This window comes from Sporosarcina sp. ANT_H38 (genome assembly GCF_008369195.1).
Classification (GTDB): Bacteria; Bacillota; Bacilli; order Bacillales_A; family Planococcaceae; genus Sporosarcina.
Genome location: NZ_VOBC01000001.1, coordinates 2,420,821 through 2,440,875, shown reverse-complemented (window position 1 = coordinate 2,440,875; position 20,055 = coordinate 2,420,821). Strand labels below are relative to the sequence as shown.

Annotated in this window: 21 protein-coding genes; 14 read left to right on the top strand and 7 right to left on the bottom strand. The window is 42.1% G+C overall.

All coding sequences use genetic code 11. The annotated features are described in order from the left end of the window. Positions 1-186: 186 nt before the first annotated feature. A complete protein-coding gene (locus FQ087_RS11575) occupies positions 187-675 on the bottom strand; it encodes an antibiotic biosynthesis monooxygenase family protein (RefSeq protein ID WP_149580586.1) in 489 nt (162 codons plus the stop codon). A gap of 217 nt (positions 676-892) precedes the next feature. On the opposite strand from FQ087_RS11575, the gene hemE reads away from it, so the two are divergent. The 4 genes from hemE to FQ087_RS11555 all read left to right on the top strand — a co-directional run bounded on the left by hemE (position 893) and on the right by FQ087_RS11555 (position 5,473). After that, entirely contained in the window at positions 893-1,933 is a 1,041-nt protein-coding gene (gene hemE / locus FQ087_RS11570; RefSeq protein WP_149580585.1) for a uroporphyrinogen decarboxylase, read from the top strand. 30 nt (positions 1,934-1,963) lie between these two features. Continuing rightward, entirely contained in the window at positions 1,964-2,896 is a 933-nt protein-coding gene (gene hemH / locus FQ087_RS11565; protein WP_149580584.1) for a ferrochelatase, read from the top strand. Between the two features lie 204 nt (positions 2,897-3,100). Continuing rightward, positions 3,101-4,528 carry a protoporphyrinogen oxidase gene (gene hemY / locus FQ087_RS11560; protein WP_149580583.1) on the top strand — a complete coding sequence of 476 codons (1,428 nt, stop codon included), beginning with the start codon at positions 3,101-3,103 and terminating at the stop codon, positions 4,526-4,528. 84 nt (positions 4,529-4,612) lie between these two features. Continuing rightward, positions 4,613-5,473 carry a glycerophosphodiester phosphodiesterase family protein gene (locus FQ087_RS11555; RefSeq protein ID WP_149580582.1) on the top strand — a complete coding sequence of 287 codons (861 nt, stop codon included), beginning with the start codon at positions 4,613-4,615 and terminating at the stop codon, positions 5,471-5,473. 57 nt (positions 5,474-5,530) lie between these two features. On the opposite strand, the gene yhfH (FQ087_RS11550) is transcribed toward FQ087_RS11555, so the two are convergent. From yhfH (FQ087_RS11550) to yhfH (FQ087_RS11540), 3 genes are all read right to left on the bottom strand, one after another. Next, the gene (gene yhfH / locus FQ087_RS11550) at positions 5,531-5,656 is read right to left on the bottom strand and encodes a protein YhfH (RefSeq protein ID WP_149580581.1); all 126 of its coding nucleotides are present in this window, start codon (positions 5,654-5,656) and stop codon (positions 5,531-5,533) included. A gap of 78 nt (positions 5,657-5,734) precedes the next feature. Beyond that, a complete protein-coding gene (yhfH, locus tag FQ087_RS11545; protein WP_149580580.1) occupies positions 5,735-5,860 on the bottom strand; it encodes a protein YhfH in 126 nt (41 codons plus the stop codon). Positions 5,861-5,939: 79 nt separating this feature from the next. Further along, on the bottom strand, positions 5,940-6,065 hold the full coding sequence (gene yhfH / locus FQ087_RS11540; RefSeq protein WP_149580579.1) for a protein YhfH: 126 nt from the start codon (positions 6,063-6,065) through the stop codon (positions 5,940-5,942). A 177-nt stretch (positions 6,066-6,242) separates the two neighbouring features. Between yhfH (FQ087_RS11540) and lplA the strand changes: the two genes are divergently transcribed. The 6 genes from lplA (at position 6,243) to FQ087_RS11510 (ending at position 14,200) form a co-directional block, all read left to right on the top strand. Further along, a complete protein-coding gene (lplA, locus tag FQ087_RS11535) occupies positions 6,243-7,235 on the top strand; it encodes a lipoate--protein ligase (protein WP_149580578.1) in 993 nt (330 codons plus the stop codon). 335 nt (positions 7,236-7,570) lie between these two features. Next, positions 7,571-8,275, top strand: a complete 705-nt coding sequence (locus tag FQ087_RS11530; RefSeq protein WP_149580577.1) for a response regulator transcription factor — start codon at positions 7,571-7,573, stop codon at positions 8,273-8,275. Further along, positions 8,272-9,324: a sensor histidine kinase gene (locus tag FQ087_RS11525; RefSeq protein ID WP_149580576.1), complete on the top strand. Its 1,053-nt coding sequence runs from the start codon at positions 8,272-8,274 to the stop codon at positions 9,322-9,324. The genes FQ087_RS11530 and FQ087_RS11525 overlap by 4 nt, the downstream gene beginning before the upstream one ends. Before the next feature lie 10 nt (positions 9,325-9,334). Next, positions 9,335-10,057 (top strand): ABC transporter ATP-binding protein, encoded by a 723-nt coding sequence (locus tag FQ087_RS11520; RefSeq protein WP_149580857.1) that lies wholly within the window; start codon positions 9,335-9,337, stop codon positions 10,055-10,057. Next, complete coding sequence (locus tag FQ087_RS11515) at positions 10,029-11,963, top strand: FtsX-like permease family protein (protein ID WP_149580575.1); 1,935 nt, start codon at positions 10,029-10,031, stop codon at positions 11,961-11,963. Before FQ087_RS11520 ends, FQ087_RS11515 begins: the two co-directional genes overlap by 29 nt. A gap of 683 nt (positions 11,964-12,646) precedes the next feature. Further along, entirely contained in the window at positions 12,647-14,200 is a 1,554-nt protein-coding gene (locus FQ087_RS11510) for a fatty acid--CoA ligase family protein (RefSeq protein WP_149580574.1), read from the top strand. A 750-nt stretch (positions 14,201-14,950) separates the two neighbouring features. Here FQ087_RS11510 and FQ087_RS11505 read toward each other — a convergent pair. Further along, on the bottom strand, positions 14,951-15,283 hold the full coding sequence (locus FQ087_RS11505; RefSeq protein ID WP_149580573.1) for a hypothetical protein: 333 nt from the start codon (positions 15,281-15,283) through the stop codon (positions 14,951-14,953). A 25-nt stretch (positions 15,284-15,308) separates the two neighbouring features. Here FQ087_RS11505 and FQ087_RS11500 point away from each other — a divergent pair, with 25 nt between their 5' ends. After that, positions 15,309-15,644, top strand: coding sequence for a hypothetical protein (locus FQ087_RS11500; RefSeq protein ID WP_149580572.1), 336 nt, complete (start codon positions 15,309-15,311; stop codon positions 15,642-15,644). 354 nt (positions 15,645-15,998) lie between these two features. Here the strand turns inward: FQ087_RS11500 and FQ087_RS11495 are convergent, their stop codons facing one another. Further along, positions 15,999-16,205 (bottom strand): hypothetical protein, encoded by a 207-nt coding sequence (locus tag FQ087_RS11495; RefSeq protein ID WP_149580571.1) that lies wholly within the window; start codon positions 16,203-16,205, stop codon positions 15,999-16,001. A 222-nt stretch (positions 16,206-16,427) separates the two neighbouring features. On the opposite strand from FQ087_RS11495, the gene FQ087_RS11490 reads away from it, so the two are divergent. After that, a complete protein-coding gene (locus FQ087_RS11490; protein ID WP_370456051.1) occupies positions 16,428-17,519 on the top strand; it encodes a CotH kinase family protein in 1,092 nt (363 codons plus the stop codon). A gap of 147 nt (positions 17,520-17,666) precedes the next feature. Next, the gene (locus FQ087_RS23365) at positions 17,667-17,810 is read left to right on the top strand and encodes a hypothetical protein (RefSeq protein WP_370456050.1); all 144 of its coding nucleotides are present in this window, start codon (positions 17,667-17,669) and stop codon (positions 17,808-17,810) included. A 97-nt stretch (positions 17,811-17,907) separates the two neighbouring features. Here the strand turns inward: FQ087_RS23365 and FQ087_RS11480 are convergent, their stop codons facing one another. Continuing rightward, positions 17,908-18,789 carry a LysR family transcriptional regulator gene (locus FQ087_RS11480; RefSeq protein WP_149580570.1) on the bottom strand — a complete coding sequence of 294 codons (882 nt, stop codon included), beginning with the start codon at positions 18,787-18,789 and terminating at the stop codon, positions 17,908-17,910. A 107-nt stretch (positions 18,790-18,896) separates the two neighbouring features. Here FQ087_RS11480 and FQ087_RS11475 point away from each other — a divergent pair, with 107 nt between their 5' ends. Then, positions 18,897-19,985, top strand: a complete 1,089-nt coding sequence (locus tag FQ087_RS11475; protein WP_149580569.1) for a citrate synthase/methylcitrate synthase — start codon at positions 18,897-18,899, stop codon at positions 19,983-19,985. The last annotated feature ends 70 nt before the right edge of the window (positions 19,986-20,055 follow it).

Genomic DNA, 20,055 nt, shown 5'->3' with positions numbered 1-20,055 from the left:
TTCTTCCTTTATAGGGAGGCAGTCCGGGTGTTTTATGTAAATGATAAGAAAGTAAAAGTTATTCTACATGGATTGGTGCCTAGACAGCAACGTATAACCCCTCGAGTCGTTTTAGGTCCTCTAGCATGGAGGGATTGAACTTCATCCCTCCTACTTTTCGGATCTACTAAGGTACTTGAGCTTTTCTTACTCGCCTCTCGTCATATAAGTCGTTACATAAGGAGCACTCGAGAAAATATGTGGTGTATTGTCAACGCCTGCGTGAGTCTGTCCAAAAGAAGTTGAGTTTTTCCATCTTGTATAATAGGTGTTGCTAGACCATTCCGTCAGTACGATATAGGTATCAGAATCGAGTGGGCGGAGCAAACGAAATGCGATAAATCCGAGTTCGGATTCAATTGTACTTGCTCGTTCTTTAAAATCATGCTCGAAAACTGGACGTCCTTCATCCGTGACAGGAATATTGTTGAAGACGAAATAACCGTTTTCTTGCAGTGTTCCCGATGAACTGATAATTTCGTAACGACGTGGTGTTTGGAAAACAGTTTTCCCTGCTGTTTCATGTAATAAAAGAGAATTTCCATCGCCATGCATAGCAAGCAGACCTTCTGATACATACTTATTCTTTAGACTCTCCATAAAATCCGGTGTTCCAGATGTCATATAAATATTCATTTTCAAAAAACCTCCTAAGAATTCTTATTACTTCTATTTTCCCTTATTCGTGAACTTAAAACAAACAATGACAAAATGATGGCAAAGTTATGTAAAAAGGACGCACAATTTTATGACATATGGGGCTAAATGCTATACATTGCAAGGGGAAAAGTCTATATTGAGTACGGATAAGTAACACGTAAATGACTTGAAAATGAAAGTAGGAATTAACCAAATGACAAAATTCAATGATACGCTTCTGCGCGCTGCAAGAGGCGAAAAGATTGATCATACACCAGTTTGGTACATGAGGCAGGCAGGACGCTCGCAACCGGAGTATCTGAAAGTCAAGGAAAAATATTCTCTTGAAGAGATTACGCACCAGCCAGAACTTTGTGCTTATGTCACAAAACTACCAGTCGATCAGTACAACGTCGACGCTGCGATCCTTTACAAAGACATCGTTACACCTCTACCGGGGATCGGTATTGATGTGAAAATCAAAGCGGGCATTGGTCCAGTAATCTCAAATCCAATTCGTACAGTGCAAGACGTACATAATCTTGGCGATTTATCACCACAAGATGATATTCCTTTCGTTCTTGAAACGATTAAAATCCTGACGCAGGAACAATTGAATGTTCCACTTATCGGTTTTGCGGGAGCGCCTTTCACATTGGCAAGCTATATGATTGAAGGCGGTCCTTCGAAAAGCTATAACTTGACGAAGTCATTCATGGTATCTGAGCCGGAAGCGTGGTTTGCTCTAATGGACAAACTTGCAGATATGACGATTACGTATATTACTGCGCAAGTTAATGCAGGTGCAAAAGCTATCCAAATCTTTGATTCGTGGGTTGGGGCTTTGAATGTATCTGATTACCAAATCTTCATCAAACCAGTTATGACGCGTATTTTCACAGAACTGCGTAAATTGAACGTTCCACTAATCACGTTTGGGGTAGGCGCAAGCCACTTGGCGAACGAATGGCATGACTTGCCTGTAGACGTTGTTGGACTTGACTGGCGTCTGTCTATTAAGGAAGCAGGAGTACGTGGTCTAACTAAGCCATTGCAGGGGAATCTTGACCCGTCACTGCTACTTGCAGATTGGAGCATTATCGAAGAACGTGCGAAAGTGATCATCGAACAAGGCGTAGAGCATGGCAATCACATTTTTAACCTTGGTCATGGCGTGTTTCCAGATGTGAAACCAGCAACATTGAAGAAATTAACTGAATTTGTTCATGAATATAGTGCACAGCTGCGTAAATAACGTGCTGATCCAAACGAAGAGGTGGATGTTATGACAAAGAAACGAATGGGACTTTTAGTAATGGCTTACGGGACGCCGAATAAGGAAGAGGATATTGAATCGTACTACACGCATATCCGTCACGGCCGTCCGCCTGCACCCGAACAATTGGAAGACCTTCGCAACCGCTATGAGGCAATTGGCGGTATTTCTCCGCTTGCGAGAATAACTGAAGACCAGGCAAATGCACTATGTAATCGTCTGAACGAAGTACAGGACGACATCGAATTCAACGTCTATATCGGATTAAAACATATAACGCCATTCATTGAAGAGGCAGTAGAAAAAATGCATGAAGACGGTATTACAGAAGCAGTCTCAATCGTACTTGCACCGCACTTCTCAACATTTTCTGTTAAATCGTATAACGGTCGGGCAAAAGAAGAAGCCGAGAAGCACGGTATTACAATCACTTCAGTAGAAAGCTGGTACAAGCAGCCTAAGTTTATTGAATTCTGGACTGATAAAGTGCGCGGTACATTCGAGAGTATGAGTGAAGAAGAGAGAACTGCAGCGTGTCTGATTGTTTCAGCACATTCATTACCGGAAAAAATTATCGCGAATGGCGATCCGTATCCAGACCAGTTGAAAGAAACAGCTGAATTGATAGCGGCTGCTGCTGGAGTGAAAAACTACGAACTAGGCTGGCAAAGTGCAGGGCAAACACCTGAACCATGGCTTGGTCCTGACGTTCAAGACTTGACACGTGAATTGCATAAAGGAAAAGGTTATACGACATTTGTCTATACACCGGTAGGATTCGTTTCCGATCATCTTGAAGTGCTATTTGACAACGATTATGAATGTAAAGTTGTCTGTGATGAAATCGGAGCTTCCTATTATCGTCCGGAAATGCCTAACATCGATCCGTTATTTATAGATGCGATGGTGGACGCTGTATTTGAAAAAATGAAACTTCAATAAGGAACTCAAACTAAGAACGCTGTGGCGTGCGGCAACACGGAGGGATGCAGTTCAATTCCTCCTCGTTGGTCCGAACCATTCGTGCTTTTTCACGGGCAGTTGACCCCCTATTTACACGAATACTAAGAACGGGGGTCTTACTGCCCGTTAATGCAGGATAAGATGAAAGTAGCCTAATACGATTGAAAGAATGTGATGATGGACATGAACGAACAAAATAAGAAAGTCGTTATCGTCGGTGGTGGGATTACGGGCCTCTCCGCTGCATTTTATATGCAGAAAGAGGCGCATGAAAAAGGCCTTCCTCTAGATGTCATCCTTGTCGAAGCGTCAAATCGGCTTGGTGGCAAAATCCAGACAGTCCGGCGTAACGGTTTTATCATTGAGCGTGGTCCGGATTCATTCCTCATTCGGAAAAAAAGCATGGGAATTCTTGCAGAAGATCTGGGGATCGAAGGAGAACTTGTGAAAAATGCAACGGGGCAGGCATATGTGCTTGTTGGCGGCGAACTGCATCCGATTCCAGGTGGTTCTGTCATGGGTATCCCAACGGAAATCGGTCCATTCTTGAAAACAGGACTGTTTTCAATGGCTGGAAAACTGCGAGCGGCTGGTGATTTTGTGCTCCCGCGTTCAAGTGTAAAAGGAGATCAGTCACTCGGTGGATTTTTCCGTAGACGTTTTGGCGGTGAAGTCGTCGATAACCTGATTGAACCGCTCCTATCAGGAGTTTACGCAGGCGATATCGATCATATGAGTTTGGAATCGACATTCCCGCAATTCTACGCAGTGGAGAAGAAACATCGTAGCCTCATTCTTGGGATGAAAAAAACAACACCTAAACAAGTACCACAGAAAGATGGACATGGCGCTAAGAAAGAAGGCGTCTTTCACACCTTCCGAAACGGGCTTGAAACAGTTGTCGAAGCAATTGAGCAACAACTTAAACCAGGATCTGTCATGAAAGGTGTCAGAATCGACGCGATTAAAGCACCTGGAATGGCAGGGGAAAAGACTATTCTCGAAATGAATGATGGCCGTAAAATAGAAGCCGATGCAGTTATTCTCACAACGGGGCATGAGATGGCGGGGCGATTATTCGCTCCGCACGGATTGTTACAGGACTTGAGAGAAATACCGACTACATCTGTTGCGACGGTAGCACTAGCATTTCCGGAAGAACACGTCGTGCAGGACAAAGAAGGAACCGGTTTCCTTGTCTCAAGAAGCAGCGATTATTCGATTACGGCGTGTACATGGACGCATCGGAAATGGCCAACGACAACGCCGGAAGGAAAAGTACTTATCCGTGCATTTGTAGGACGGGTAGGCGATGAAGCAATTGTAGACTTGCCGGATGCTGAAATTGAAAAAATTATTCTTTCCGACCTCGGTAAAGTTATAAAGATAACCGGGAAACCAGATTTCACGGTTATCACCCGCTGGAAAAAAGATCGACCGCAATACCGTGTCGGTCACAAACAGCGGATTGCAGAAGCGCGCACGGAACTGAAGTCGAAGTTTCCACAAGTGAAATTAGCCGGTGCATCTTATAATGGTGTCGGATTACCGGACTGCATTGATCAGGGAAGAGCGGCAGTAAAAGAAGTATTAGAAGATTTATTTGACTGAAAAAAATTCGCCTTCGGGTGGATTTTTTTTGTTGAATAAAGGGTATAGACAATACATAGACCATTAACGAAAAGAGGAACGGGAATGAAAAGATATACATGGGGAGTACTGTGTGCGGTGCTGTTATTGACAGGCTGTAGCAAAGGGGAAGCAGAAGACGGGCCAATGCCAAGCAAAGACTTCCTCATTATCGCACATCGCGGCGCGTCAGCTTACGTACCGGAAAACACGCTCGCTTCCTTTGATTTGGCAGAAGAGCTTGCAGCAGACTATATTGAACTTGATATTCATCAAACTAAAGACGGACAACTTGCGGTTATGCATGATGCGGAAGTTTCTGGTTCAACCGAAGCGAACGGGAAAATTGGTGAATTTACACTTAGTGAGCTGAAGGAACTATCCGTGAACTTTCGGCACAAGGATGAGGACAAGAAAGCTGTAAGTGGCCCTTCAGAAGAATATGCAGTTCCTAAACTGGGCGAAGTGTTTGGTCAATTCGGAGACAATATGAATTTCATGATAGAGTTGAAAAATCCAGAAGACTATCCGGGAATTGAAGAAAACCTGGTTAATACATTGAAGCAACACGATATGATTGGGTTTGATAAAGACGGACATCCTAAAGTAGCAATCCAGTCATTTAGTAAAAAAAGTTTAAAACGTGTTCAAGAATTAAATCAAGAAATTCCACTCTTAAAAATCATTTCATTTGATGATGATGAAGAAGCGAATCTGTCAACCAAAGAACTGGACGAGCTGTTGACCTATGCATCCGGACTGGGAATTAGTTATGAAGCACTGACGACTCCATTTATTAAGGAGATGAATGAAAAAGGACTACCCGTTTATGCGTATACTGTTATTGATGCCGAAACTGCATTAAAATTGAAGGCAATCGGTGTAAATGGTATTCATACAGATCGTCCTGACATACTGGACAAATAAAGAGCTATGCCCTTAAAAACAAAAACAGCCGGAGGATTTTCCCGGCTGTTTTCATATTTATAGGATGTTGCAATCGTCGCATTTGTTGCCGTAGCATTCATGCTGCTCTTCGATTTCTTTCCCGCAGACCGTGCAAATTTTTGCAGGCAGGTTTTTGAAAAACTCAATGACATTTTCAAGCATATCTCATTCTCCTCCTCTTCATTTGTATTAGTACTAGTTCAATTATTTTCGTTGTGGTAGTACAGTATATGCAAAAAGTTATACAATATTGCAAGCATCGCATTTATTCCCATAACACTCGTGCTGTTCTTCTATTTCGTTTCCACACGACGTACACACTTTTGTGGGCAGGTTTTTAAAAAACTCGATAACATTTTCAATCATAGCTAAATTTCCCCTTTTCGATTGTATTAGTTTCGGGCGAAATGCTGTATGTGTAATAGTACAGGGTTTGTAAAAAAAATCACAAGATGTTGCAGTTGTCACATTTGCTACCGTAGCATTCATGTTGCTCGACGATTTCATGCCCGCAGGATGTACAAATTTTAGCAGGTAGATTTTTGAAAAACTCGATGACATTCTCAATCATATTTTCATTCTCCCCTTCTTAATTTGTACTATAACTAAATCTATTGTTTGTAGTGTAATATAACAGTGTGCTGGGTGTCAACACATTTAATGATTTATTCTGAAAGTTGTGAAGTGAGGTCTTCACTTCTTAAAAATGATAATATGGTTGAGAAGCTATTTATGAGGAGCGATAATTATGTATTTCATTGATAATAAGGGAATTACAGATCCGCATATCAACTTGGCGATAGAGGAATATGTCCTTAAGAATATGGATATAGACAAAGATTCATTTTTGTTGTTTTATATTAACGAGCCTTCCATCATCGTTGGTAAAAATCAGAATACGATTGAAGAAATTGATACAGAATACGTGGAAGCAAACGGCATTCATGTTGTTCGCCGTCTATCTGGTGGGGGCGCTGTCTACCATGATTTGGGCAACTTGAATTACAGTTTCTTAACAAAAGACGATGGCGAATCGTTCCGCAACTTTAAAAAGGTTACGGAACCGGTCGTTCAGGCACTCGCAGAAATGGGTGTCAAAGCAGAGTTACTCGGTCGTAATGACATTCTTGTTGAGGGACGTAAAGTTTCAGGTAACGCACAGTTCTCAACAAATGGGCGTATGTTCAGCCATGGAACGCTGATGTTTGATACAGAAATCGAGCGCGTTGTATCAGCGCTAAAAGTACGCAAAGATAAAATTGAATCCAAAGGTATTAAATCAATCCGCAGTCGTGTCGCGAATATTTCCGAATTCCTGAATGATTCAATGACAATTGAACAGTTCCGAATGGAAATACTGAAATCGATTTTCGGCGGGGAAGAAAAAATCCAATATCTAGAGTTGACGGATGAAGATTGGACAAACATTCGCGAGTTATCTGCGGAGCGCTATGGCAACTGGGATTGGAACTACGGAAAATCACCGAAGTTCAATATGCAGCACTCACACAGATTCCCAGTAGGTGGGATTGATGTGCATATCCAAGTGAAAAAAGGAATTATGGAAGATATCAGCATTTTTGGAGACTTTTTCGGTGTCGGTGAAGTGGCAGTCATCGAGGAAAGCTTGAAAGGTGTCCAGTATGAAAGACAGGCAATTGGCGAAGCACTTGCACCAATTGATATTCCGACATATCTAGGTGGCATTACGAAAGAAGAGTTCCTTCAATTGATTTATTAATACAATCAGAAGTCTGACTATACGTCAGGCTTTTTTCTTTTGAAATAAACACTATCCATGCACACGGGAAATTACAATCGACCATTCAAAGGGCCTACATAGTTGACTAATCATAAATCGCGGGTACCAATCATATTCGCCGTTTGACCGATCATAAATCGTGGGTACCCAATCATATTCGCGGTTTGACGGATCAAAAATCGTGGGTAACCAATCATAAACCCCATCCAATCAATTAAACCCTCCACCCAAAACAACTAAATTCCCAAAAAACTTCCAAACACTAGACCCGTTTTTACGGTATAATAAAAGGAAATGTGAAAGGGGACTGTCCTATGGAGAAACATCGTATATTCATAGTTGAAGACGATAAGAAAATCGCACAACTGTTAGCAGACACACTTCGGAAATACCAATATGACGTTGCAATTGTAGAAGATTTCGACCAAGTCACCGAGGAAAGCCTCGCGTTCGATCCACATCTCATTCTGCTAGACATCAATTTACCTTCTTATGACGGCTATTATTGGTGTCGTCAGCTTCGCCAATATACTACATGTCCTATACTATTCATATCCGCGCGATCTGGAGATATGGATCAGGTATTTGCGCTAGAAAATGGCGGCGACGATTTCATAACGAAACCTTTTCATTATGAAATCGTCCTTGCAAAAATCAGAAGTCATTTACGGAGAACGTTTGGTGAATACGCTCCAAACCAATCCGAACGGACTGTGAAAATCGGGGCACTCCAGTTATACATTGAACGTATGGAACTGCATGTCCGCGAAAACAACGTACCCCTGCAGAAAAAGGAGTGCGTCATCCTTGAGTTGCTGATGGACGCAGCACCGAAAGTTGTTTCAAGGGAAAAATTATTGGAAGAACTGTGGGATGATCAGTCCTTTGTCGATGAAAATACATTAAACGTTAATATGACTCGGGTACGTAAAAAACTTGCTGATTATGCTATTAAATCTTCAATCGAAACCGTCCGCGGCGCAGGTTATCGATTTTTTTTAGCACCTGAGGAATCATGAAAAAGCTTGGACTCTTTCTCAGGGAACATGTACCATTCCTCATTTTTCAAGTGATTCTGATGCTGTTCATTATGCTGTTGTACTGGTTGGATGGATTCCGTAATTTCAACACGGCTGTCTACTCAATCAGTATGAGTATGTTGTTGACGAGCGTCTATTTATTAGGGAAATATATTATGAGGCGTACATTCTACGAAGCAATCACGCGAAAGCCGGAAAAGATGGAAGATGCACTTATCCGATTTACACAAGCACCGGAGCATCGGCAAACGACGGAGTTTACACGCGAATTGTACAGGTTGTATCAAAACGAAGTACAACGGTTGTATGCAGCTCAACATCGACAGCTCCACTTTATGAATCAGTGGGTCCATCAGATGAAAACTCCGATTTCCGTTATGGGGCTTCTATTGCAGGAAAAAGATGACCTTGACCGTGACAGTATCACTGAAGAGGTAGAGAAAATTCGAAGTGGACTCGATTTAGTACTTGTTAATGCGCGGCTCGAAACGTTTGAACAAGATATGCAAATTGAGCGCGTTGGTTTGAAAAAACTAGTACAAGAAATCGTGACGGAACATAAGCGGCTGTTCATCACAAATGGCGTATTCCCAGTTATTTCAATCGATGACAACTTTTTTGTTGCCACGGATGCGAAGTGGATGAAAATCGTCATCGGACAGTTCATTACTAATGCAGTGAAATATACCTTCGACGAAGGAAAGAAAGTCCATTTAATCGCTTCTTGCACAGGGGATGGACTGCAATTGTCGATTCAGGATGAAGGGATTGGTATCCCAACTTCGGATTTGAAGCGAGTCACCAAAGCTTTCTTCACTGGTGAAAACGGTCGACTGATCGGCGAATCAACGGGGATGGGACTTTATATTGCGTCAGAAGTATGCGATCGGTTAGGTCATCCACTGTCAATTAAATCACAAAAAGGGAAAGGAACAACAGTGACAGTACTATTTGAAAATGGAGAGGCGGGTGAGATGAGTGAAACGGAACACAATCGTGGAATTGACGGAAGTAACGAAAATTTATGAAGGGAAAGTGATGCACCGGGCATTGAACCGTCTCGACTTTGAGGTGGAGGAAGGTGAATTTGTCGCCGTAATGGGCCCCTCTGGAAGCGGAAAAACAACTTTGCTGAACTTAATTTCAACCATTACGTTACCGACATATGGACGTCTAATGATAAATGGAATTGAGCCAGAAGCGCTCAAACAAAACGATTTGGCACTATTCAGACGACGCAATCTCGGCTTCGTTTTTCAGGATATTAACCTACTTCAAATGCTGACCGTAGAAGAGAATCTTGTTTTGCCGCTGACACTTGATGGCTTATCTGTACCTGAAATGGAAAAGCGCATTGCAGAAACGGCGGTAAGTCTTGATTTGAAGGACATTTTGAACCGTCGACCTGACGAACTGTCAGGGGGACAAGCGCAGCGAACGGCGATTGGGCGGGCACTTATTCATAAACCAAAAATCATTCTTGCTGACGAGCCAACTGGAAATCTGGATTCGAAGTCTGCGAAAGATGTGCTTGAATTGCTGAGTCATATTAATAAAACTGCAAAAACAACTGTCATTATGGTGACGCATGATCCGATTGCCGCCAGTTATTGTGACCGCGTGTTATTTATCAAGGACGGCGAATTTTTTAATGAAATTTATAAAGATGAAAGACGTCAAACATTTTTCCAACGTATTTTGAACGTCTTGTCTCTTCTCGGAGGGAATGTCAATGACCTTTCGTCAGTTCGCTTACCGTAATGTCATTCGAAATAGACGTGTTTATACTGCCTTTTTCATGGCAAGCGTTTTCTCAGTTATGGTATTTTTCCTTTATTCCATGTTGTTATTTCATCCATCCATAGAAAATCGGTTTGTTCAAGAAATTGCCATCATGGGTATGGTTATCGCAGAAATTATTTTGTATATATTCACTGTGTTTTTCTTGTTTTATTCGATGCGGGCATTTCTTCAGGCAAGATCGAAGGAATTTGGCATCTTGCTGCATTTAGGGATGGCGAAGCAACAATTGAACCGTCTTATCTTCATTGAGACGATGATTATCGGAACTGCATCTATTGTGGCGGGGACAATTCTAGGGTTTATGTTTTCGAAATTCTTTTTTATGATTATACGGGAAATCGTTCTTTTGCCAGCTTTGCCACTCTATTTATCATGGGAACCATTCGCACTGACAATTGGTGCTTTCATGAGTCTCTTTGTGATCATTTCTTATGTCGCGCCTGTGTTCATTCGGACTGGAGAAGTGGCTGATCTCATACAGGGAGATGCAGGAAGTCGTGGGGCGTATGGCTATTCAAAAGCGCGTGGTTATCTTGGATTACTGTTCCTTCTTATGTCCTATATCATGGCCGCATCAACAACGAATTCCGTCGTTATCGGCCTAATCTTTTTCTTGCCACCGCTTGCAACAGTAGGGACCTTCTACTTTTTCACGGATTCCTTACCCCTACTCCTGCATAAGCTTCGCAAACGAAAACGATTGTATTGGCATCATTATTGGTTGCTGTCGATTTCTGAAGGTGTTGTGCGGCTGCGTGAAAATGCGCGAATGTTTTTCATCGTAACAATCGTGTCCACGGTAGCGTTCATGTCGGTTGGCATACTTGCATCGCTTACTTCGTTTGCTTCCCAGTACCATGAAATGCATCCGTTGGGTCTTATTTATAAAAGTAAGCCAGAGAACGAACTTGAAAGGAAGCATATCACACAGCTTGTCGATGAATTGAATGCGGAGCAGATCGATTATTCACTTGTCCGGTTCCAAGTGTTGGAACAGACTTCGACGTTTACAGAGAACCCTGTTGCGATACTGAAGCTCTCTAATGTGAACATGCTTGCTCATTCGTTTGGCTATCAAGCTATTGATATGAAAAAAGGCGAAGCCATTTTCCTACCACCTTCTGCTTCGTCATATGATCAGCTGAAGAACAGAACTGTGAGAACGTTGCTCGAAGAAAGTAACGTCCACGTTAAGATAGACGGGGCGTATCCATATCATTTATTTTCAGCGTACTCGATTGCAATGAACGCTATCGTGTTGAATGATTTAGATTATGAGTTGGTCTTAGAAAGTGGGTTAACTCAAGGGGCTAAGTCATTATCCTACTATGCATTCAATATTCCCGATTGGCAAAAAACCAAGGAAATCGGCTTATCCATTGATGCTAAGGTTGCGGAATCATTTCTTCTGGGCGAGTCCGATGATTTACCGTATTCATTTGAAAATCCGGGCATGAATTATTCGGTCATCCGGACGACATTTTCATTGTTATTATTTATCGGATTACTACTGGCTGGGGTCTTTTTCCTAGCAGCTGGAAGTTTCATTTACTTCAGATTGTATACATCGCTCGAAAGTGATCGGAAACAATTCGATGTCTTACGGCGCATGGGTATCACGGATCGCGAGTTCAAGAAAATTGTCAATCGGCAATTAATCCCGCAGTTTTTCTTCCCATGGGGAGTCGCATTTGTCCATAGTTCGTTCGCATTTCTGTCATTACAAGTGATCTGGGATGCGCTTGCAGAAATTTCAATTGTAAGAGAACTGGTCCTCGTTCTTGTCGGTTTTACGCTTTTGCAAATCTTTTATTTCTACTTAATACGCTGGCGTTATCTAGCACATATTAAAGCGTCGGTGTGAAATTTTCGTAGAGGGGTTAGAGTGCAGTCTCTTACTTCTGAAAGTCTTTGGGTGAATCCCTTTATTATGGATCTTGCGCTTTTCGTGTCTAGCTCCAGCGCCTAGGGGTTCGGAGGCTCACAGGATGTGAGTTATGCAACGGAGAGGGATTGAACTAGCATCCCTCTTTATTACCGCAGGACGCGGCGCTCTTAGGTTGCGTTCCTCATAAGTCAGCTTGGCTGTGCGGTAAAGTGCACCGCGTCGCCAATCCGTCTTATGCCTGTCACGGGCCTGCACGATGCAGGTCATGCAGCGGAGAGGGATTGAACTAGCATCCCTCTTTATTGCCACAGGACGTGGCGAACTTCGGCAGCAATCATCTAAACAGGCGCTTCCACTTTTCATGTCTAGCTCCAGCGCCTAGGGGTTCGGGACATAAGTCAGATTGGCTGTGCGGTAAAGTGCACCGCTTCGCCAATCGGTCTTATGCCTGTCACGGGCCTGCACGATGCAGGTCATGCAGCGGAGAGGGATTGAACTAGCACCCCTCTTTATTTCCACAGGACGTGGCGAACTTAGGCTGGAATCCTTTGTGAACAGGCGCTTGCGCTTTTCGCGTCTTGATTTGTCTGAACTTTTCTTATATAATGATTTTTGTGGACAATGAATGGGTATTCATTTAATCAAAAGGGGATGAACTTATGAATCTAGTTACTAAAGTGCGTGAAACTGCAATGACACAGCCTGAAAAAGCGGCTTATCACTTCTTGGGGAAAGATACATCATATGCAGAGTTTGACCAGTCGGTAGCCATGTTCGCGTCGGCACTGCAAGGTTTAGGCGTTAATAAAGGGGATCACGTCGCATTTCTTCTTGGCAATACACCACATTTTCTTATTTCGCTTTACGCGACAATGCGCATAGGTGCGACAGCGATTCCGATTAATCCGATTTACACGCCAGACGAAATTTCGTATATCATACATAATAGCGATGCGAAGGTAGTTATTGCACTAGATCTCCTACTACCACTTGTTGAGCAGGCGGCTGGCGCATTCTCAGCTGTTGAACATTATGTGATTTGTGAAACGGTTCCGGAAACACCGGAGAAAATTGCCGCACTTCCAGCAGCGGTGAAGTCGAAAGTTCATACATTTACACAGCTCATTGCTACAGGAAAGCCTAATCAGGAACCCGTTTCTATGGATGAAAATGAAACCGCTATCATCTTGTATACATCTGGAACAACAGGTTTTCCAAAAGGCGCGATGTTGACACATGGCAACTTGTATTCAAATGCGCGTGACGTTGCAGATTACCTTGGATTCTCGCAAGATGATCGCGTAGTAGCGACACTTCCAGTATTCCATGTATTTGCACTTACAGTCGTTATTAACGCTCCACTTGTAAAGGGTGCAACGATTTTACTTGTACCGCGCTTCAGTCCGTCAGAAGTATTCAATGTCGTGAGAGAACAGCAGGCGACTATCTTCGCAGCTGTGCCTACGATGTACAATTTCCTATATCAGTACCCTGAAGGTAATCCTGATGATTTCAAATCTGTTCGGACGACAATCTCAGGTGGATCATCGCTGCCGGTTGCGTTGTTACATAATTTCGAAGAGAAGTTTAATGTACGGATTTCGGAAGGATATGGTTTGTCCGAAGCATCACCTGTAACTTGCTTCAACCCGCTTGACCGAGAGCGTATTCCTGGTTCAATCGGGACGAATATCATCAACGTAGAAAACAAAGTCGTCGACCAGTTGGGTAATGAAGTAACGGATGGAGAAGTCGGTGAATTAATTGTGCGCGGACCAAATGTTATGAAAGGCTATTACAAAATGCCAGAAGAGACCGAATCCGCAATCCGAGATGGTTGGTTGTATACAGGCGATATGGCCAAACGTGATGAAAAAGGATACTTCTATATCGTCGACCGTAAAAAAGACCTCGTCATCGTAGGGGGCTATAACGTCTATCCACGTGAAGTTGAAGAGGTACTATTTACTCATCGCGACATCGTCGAAGCAGCGGTTATTGGTTTGCCGGATGCAGATTTTGGCGAAGCAGTTCATGCATTTGTCGTCTTGAAAGAAGGTATTGTAGCAGACGAAGCCTCACTCATCGCATTCTGTGCGGCTCGTTTGGCGAAATATAAAGTACCGAAACAAATCGAGTTCTTAGATGAACTGCCGAAAAATACGACCGGCAAAATATTGAGACGGTCATTGAAGGATCAAGTTAGAATTTAAGTAGATGGACCTTTCCGGGATGAATGCGGAGAGGTTTTTTGTTAGGGTCATGGCAGTTCCGAAAAAATCCAAGGAAAAAGGGCTGTCCCATCAAGACGCTCAATTGCGACTCAAGGGATAGCCCATCATCCTATTAAAACCCGAAGTTACAACAGCAAGAACTGTCCTTGTGTTGGAATCGTTCGTTATCAGAATTCCGACACTGGTTGCAACTAGTATCAGGTCTCCAAACACGACTTTCTCCGGTATGTCTGAATGTGATTGTACAAGTATTTTGAGGTGTATTTTGCGTACAGCATTGTGAACGAGTGTGTTGTGGTTTGTGTGTACCACATCCGCATCCGCATCCGCAGTTGTTACCATGCTTACCTGCGTTATGGTTATTATTCATTGGAAAAGTAGACATACCCTTACCTCCTTTCTTCTTGATTAAGAGAAAGAAAGTGGATAGATTTTCTTTATATAAGAATCGTATCGCTGTTGGTAAATAATCTTTCCCTTCACTTAATATATGTGGCTGTCCCACAAATGATAGGGACAATCGTTTACGGTGTGAAAATATACACCTTATCAGTATATTGAATTATAAGATCAGTTAAAAACCCTTTCCTTGGAGTGGAAAGGGTTTTTAACTGAATACAATTTTTATTGCGAGGATTATTATGAAAACAGGTAAGTGTTAGAGAACATTCCGCCCTGTGTGAGTTCTACTCAGACGTTAAAAGCCGCAGCAAGGACGTCGCTTTTTGCTTATATGTTTCTTTTTACAGCAAAAGCCTCGCTTGTCGAAAGTATGACGTTTTTTACAGCAAAAGTGTCGTCTGCCGGACGTATGACGTTTTTTACAGTTAGTACGTCGCTTACAACTAGTGCGACGTTTACAGCTAGTGCGTCGCTTACAGCTAGTGCGACGTTTACAACTAGTGCGACGTTTACAACTAGTGCGTCGCTTACAGCTAGTGCGACGTTTACAACTAGTGCGACGTTTACAGCTAGTGCGACGTTTACAGCTAGTGCGTCGCTTAGAGCTAGTGCGATGCTTACGACAAGAGCGTCGCTTATGGCTCGGAAGTACTGGACCAATGACTAACTGTTTCTTGTTGCAAGTATGCCTTTTTTTACAGCAAGAGCGCCGCTTACTGCTAGTGCAGTGTCTGCTACTAGTGCGTCGCCTGCTGCTAGTACAACGCCTACTGCTAGTGCGTCGCCTGCTGCTAGTGCATCGCTTACTGCTAGTGCATCGCCTGCTGCTAGTGCATCGCTTACTGCTAGTGCATCGCCTGCTACTAGTGCACCGCCTACTGCTAGTACAACGCCTGCTGCTAGTGCATCGCCTGCTGCTAGTACAACGCCTACTGCTAGTGCGTCGTTTACAGCAAGAGCGTCGCTTGCTACTAGTACAATGCTTGTTACTGGAAGGCTCCTGGAACATAAAGTTATCTAATCCCAAGCCAACAACCTTATTAATTGCTTTATGAATATCATCATTGTTAAAAAGTTGAGACATCTTAAAACCTCCTTTTTTTTTTGAAAGATAAAGAATGTAGATTTGTTCATACTCCTTTTGAAGACTGGATTCAGAGTTGCTTCAAATCCTTACTCTCCACTTAATGTACGTAATCGTAGGAAAAGTGATAGAGACAAACGCATATACTAAGAAAAATAATTAAAGGTGGGTGGGAAGGGAATCATCTCTTAATTGATAAGAAAGAAAGCCTTGTTGACTTAGATAAAAGCCAACCAAGCTAAGTAGTAAAATACATCGCGTCGATGGTACATCTTATACCCTGCACTTTTCTTAATACTTATTATTTCTCCTTCTATTTGGTCGTTTGTTGGAATCATGTTGATCTTTGTTAGAAAATGCTTGATTGTACGAAGCGCGTTTATATTTGTTTACTTTACTCGGGTTATCACGAGGATCCTGAGACATTAGGGTATCTAACCCTAAGCGATCAGTGCTCTTTTTTGCTTTTTGTATTTCATCTTCAAAAAATAGTGACATGTCCACCCTCCTTTTTTGCTTTTTGAGAGAAAATGGATCCAGATAATCGTCTTTATAAGCAACTTAAATTTAATGAGTAAGCCTTCCTCTCTCCTTAAAGTACGCGGTTTTACCTAAAGCATTAGAGACAAATGCGTACACTTTATAAATAATTATCATCTAGGGGAACATCTAGCATTTGAAAACATACGAATAGTATAAAAGTGAAGGGATAGAATTCACGTGGATACTGGCATGGAGATACCTGAATATCAGCTTTTTATTCATCCTAGTGTTGTAAGTGAACTACGGAAAGATATTTGGATAGATGATCCGGTTAACGCGAAGTTGACGATAAATAAAAAGAAATATGAGATTGAAATTGCTTATCGTGGCTCCCATATTCGGGATTTACGAAAGAAATCCTATAACCTCTCTTTTTACAAACCGGGCATGTATAGAAATGCAAAAGAATACCATTTGAATGCGGAATTTATGGATCCATCATTGCTGAGGAATAAACTATCTTTTGATTTTTTTAATGAAATAGGTTGCTTATCACCTAAATCTCGTTTCGTTTATATGAAAATTAACGGAAAAAACGAGGGGCTATATTTAGAAATAGAATCAGTGGATGAATTCTTTCTAGCAAATCGACAGCTACCAAAAGGATCGATATTTTATGCGGTCGATGGGGATGCTAACTTTTCGTTAATGAGTCATCTTGATAAAGAAGCAAAGAAATCACTAAATTTAGGTTATGAAAAAAAGTATGGAACAGAACATAGTGACGCGCAGTTACAAGAAATGATTATTAATGTCAATACCATTTCAAGAGAGGAATTTGAGCATGAAATCGTAAAATATGTAAACGTGGATAAGTATCTGCGCTGGCTCGCTGGTGTTATTTTTACCCAAAATTTCGATGGATTTGTTCATAACTACGCACTTTATCGGAACGGGGAGACGGGTCTGTTTGAAGTCATTCCATGGGATTACGATGCGACATGGGGAAGAGATGTCAATGGAGAAATAATGCGAGAAGACTATTTGAGAATCGAAGGATTTAATACTCTTACCGCAAGAATTCTTGATGTGAAAACATTTCGAACGCAATACAAAAATCTGTTAGAAGAGATTTTAAACAGTAAATTTAACGTGGATTATATGAAACCTAAAATACAAGGGATGCATGTTCTACTAAGGCCATATGTACTAAAAGATCCTTATGAAAAGGGCAATATTGAAACATTTGATAAAGAACCGGATTTCATCTCAACGTATATCGAGGCTCGTGGAAATTATATAAGAAGCCAATTGGATACATTGGATTAGGTGGCAATTCGAAACCCCTTTAATGATCGTAAGAGTGTATGAAGTTCTTGAAAAACAATGTAAATCATTATCAACTATAAATGCAGACCAAGTCGTGAAGCGCTTTAATGGAAAAGGCATTATTGAAGAGCACGAAGGATTCGAAGATTGCACCGTGTTGGTCAAGAAAGTCCATCACATATTGCAGGCCATAAAGCAAAACTTGGTAAGTCAAAGCCTGACTATATTTTCAGTTCAGAAGGCGGATTACATGAGGTAGAAGCGGTTAAATGCGTAACAGAAGCAGTGTGATAAATTAGGAGTCGAATATAAAATGGTAGCTGCTTTTCATATGAAAAGCAGCTACCATTTTACGTTATAGAGGCAATATAAAATGTCAGATGATTCTTTAACCAAAATAATAATTAGAAATTTGATTGATGAATTCTTCTTCAAGCTCCCCTCTCTTTTTCACAATAATAAATGTTGAAACGGTCGGTAAATCGAATAGGTCAAAATGCGGTTGCATAAGTCTACCTTCAATCAATTCGCGCCGTACGATGGAGTGAGGGAGGAACGAGACGCCTAGCCCTTCTTGAATGAACCGTTTTGCAATGTGCGCCTGTGTGACTTTCATTGTCCTAATTCCAGGAATATGTTTATTGAGAGAGAAAAGTAAGCTGTCCCAATAGATTGGATGATGATGTGTAAACAAATAGTTTTTTTGCAGTTCATCAGCCAGGTCAATGGATGGGCCGCTCTCTTCATCGTATGAATCCGTTTGCATGATGAATAAAATAGGGTCTTTGTAAATCAGGATTGATTCAATACTTTTGAACTTAGCATCGAGTGCTGAAATACCGAGGTGCACATCGCCATTGTCGACAAGTTGCTCAATCATTTCTGATTCTTCGATACGAATGGATAGTTCGACATCGGGATGGCGCTCCATGAAAGTCCGTAATAGGTATGGCAATATAGTTTCGGCCATTAACGGTGAAATGGCGATGGTCCATTTCCGACGATAGCCTTGCGAAAACGCATGCATCCGATTCACGCTTGCGTCTGCGTCCTTGGTAAGTCGAACAGCTTCAGGGTAAAAAACTTTCCCCGCATCGGACAAGGTGACGCGATTGTTTATCCTATCGAACAGCTTTGTACCCAGTTGTTCCTCCAAAAGCCGTATATGAACGGTTACACTTGGCTGTGAAAGCATCAATTTCTCGGAAGCTTTACGGAAATTCAGGGTTTCTGCGGCAACAATAAACGTTTTTAGCCATTGATAATCCATTGGGGAACCTCCCGTATGATTAATAATAATAATTAACTTGATGAAAAACATTCAATTTCCATAATTATATCTCCGCCTTATACTAAAGAAAAGAAGGAGGAATAATCATGTTTCAAAAAGGCTTGAAAGATGTTATTGCAGTCCATACAAAAATTGCATCAGTCGATGGAGATAAAGGAGAATTACGGTATAGGGGTGTTTCTGTAGGCGAACTTATAGCGACACATTCATTTGAAGAAGTAGCTTACTTCATGTGGAATGGGGGGTTCCCTGGAGAAAGTGAACTTCGTTTATTGAATGAAAAAATGATTGAAGGAAGGGAACTCCCTCTGCATATTGTTGCAATTCTAGAATCGCTTCCTGCTGATATGCCATTAATGGACGTAATGCGGACGGGGATTTCCGCTTATGCACACACCAAATTTAAGGATGAAACAATCGAGAATCAGGCGATTATTTTGACAGCAGCACTTCCGGTAATCGTTGCGCGCCATTTTCGAAATCAACAAAGACAAACAATCGTTGAATCGGATTCGACTTTATCCCACACGGCGAATTATTTGTGGATGCTTACAGGAGTTGTTCCAAACAAATTTCAAATCGAAGCACTCGAAACGTATTTGAAACTGACGATGGAGCATGGACTGAATGCTTCCACTTTTGCAGCACGAGTTACCATTTCGACTGAATCGGATTTGACGTCAGCCATCACGTCGGCAATCGGCACAATGAAAGGGCCGTTACATGGAGGCGCACCATCGGGAGTCATCGATTTGCTGGAAAAGATGGGAACGCAGGAAAATATCCGCCCAGTCGTCGAAGGTAAAATGAAAAATGGCGAACGTATTATGGGATTCGGACACCGAATTTATAAAACGGAAGATCCCAGGTCGATTTTGTTGAGAGATAAATGCATCAGCATGTCGGGGGAGGATGACTGGCTAGACTTGGCAACGGCAGCTGAAAAAGAAATCATATCTTTGCTGGAGGAGTATAAGCCGGGGCGGAAACTGTATACGAACGTTGAATATTACGCCGCAGCCATTATGCGCTCGATAGATATGCCACCGGAATTATTCACACCAACGTTCAGTGCTGCAAGAATTGTCGGCTGGACAGCCCATGCGATAGAGCAGTTGAGCGATAATACGATTTTCCGACCGCAATCGGTGTATGTCGGGGAATTGGTAAATTAGGTCGGGAAGTTTACTGTAGGGAGCTGATTGTTAGTGGGATAGACTTTATAGCCATGCCAGTTTTACGTGT

Excerpts from the sequence above, each read along its gene's own strand:
- FQ087_RS11575 (WP_149580586.1), bottom strand. The coding sequence starts at position 675 with ATGAATATTTATATGACATCTGGAACACCGGATTTTATGGAGAGTCTA.
- hemE (WP_149580585.1), top strand. The coding sequence starts at position 893 with ATGACAAAATTCAATGATACGCTTCTGCGCGCTGCAAGAGGCGAAAAG.
- hemH (WP_149580584.1), top strand. The coding sequence starts at position 1,964 with ATGACAAAGAAACGAATGGGACTTTTAGTAATGGCTTACGGGACGCCG.
- hemY (WP_149580583.1), top strand. The coding sequence starts at position 3,101 with ATGAACGAACAAAATAAGAAAGTCGTTATCGTCGGTGGTGGGATTACG.
- FQ087_RS11555 (WP_149580582.1), top strand. The coding sequence starts at position 4,613 with ATGAAAAGATATACATGGGGAGTACTGTGTGCGGTGCTGTTATTGACA.
- yhfH (WP_149580581.1), bottom strand. The coding sequence starts at position 5,656 with ATGCTTGAAAATGTCATTGAGTTTTTCAAAAACCTGCCTGCAAAAATT.
- yhfH (WP_149580580.1), bottom strand. The coding sequence starts at position 5,860 with ATGATTGAAAATGTTATCGAGTTTTTTAAAAACCTGCCCACAAAAGTG.
- yhfH (WP_149580579.1), bottom strand. The coding sequence starts at position 6,065 with ATGATTGAGAATGTCATCGAGTTTTTCAAAAATCTACCTGCTAAAATT.
- lplA (WP_149580578.1), top strand. The coding sequence starts at position 6,243 with ATGTATTTCATTGATAATAAGGGAATTACAGATCCGCATATCAACTTG.
- FQ087_RS11530 (WP_149580577.1), top strand. The coding sequence starts at position 7,571 with ATGGAGAAACATCGTATATTCATAGTTGAAGACGATAAGAAAATCGCA.
- FQ087_RS11525 (WP_149580576.1), top strand. The coding sequence starts at position 8,272 with ATGAAAAAGCTTGGACTCTTTCTCAGGGAACATGTACCATTCCTCATT.
- FQ087_RS11520 (WP_149580857.1), top strand. The coding sequence starts at position 9,335 with ATGCACCGGGCATTGAACCGTCTCGACTTTGAGGTGGAGGAAGGTGAA.
- FQ087_RS11515 (WP_149580575.1), top strand. The coding sequence starts at position 10,029 with ATGACCTTTCGTCAGTTCGCTTACCGTAATGTCATTCGAAATAGACGT.
- FQ087_RS11510 (WP_149580574.1), top strand. The coding sequence starts at position 12,647 with ATGAATCTAGTTACTAAAGTGCGTGAAACTGCAATGACACAGCCTGAA.
- FQ087_RS11500 (WP_149580572.1), top strand. The coding sequence starts at position 15,309 with ATGCCTTTTTTTACAGCAAGAGCGCCGCTTACTGCTAGTGCAGTGTCT.
- FQ087_RS11495 (WP_149580571.1), bottom strand. The coding sequence starts at position 16,205 with ATGTCACTATTTTTTGAAGATGAAATACAAAAAGCAAAAAAGAGCACT.
- FQ087_RS11480 (WP_149580570.1), bottom strand. The coding sequence starts at position 18,789 with ATGGATTATCAATGGCTAAAAACGTTTATTGTTGCCGCAGAAACCCTG.
- FQ087_RS11475 (WP_149580569.1), top strand. The coding sequence starts at position 18,897 with ATGTTTCAAAAAGGCTTGAAAGATGTTATTGCAGTCCATACAAAAATT.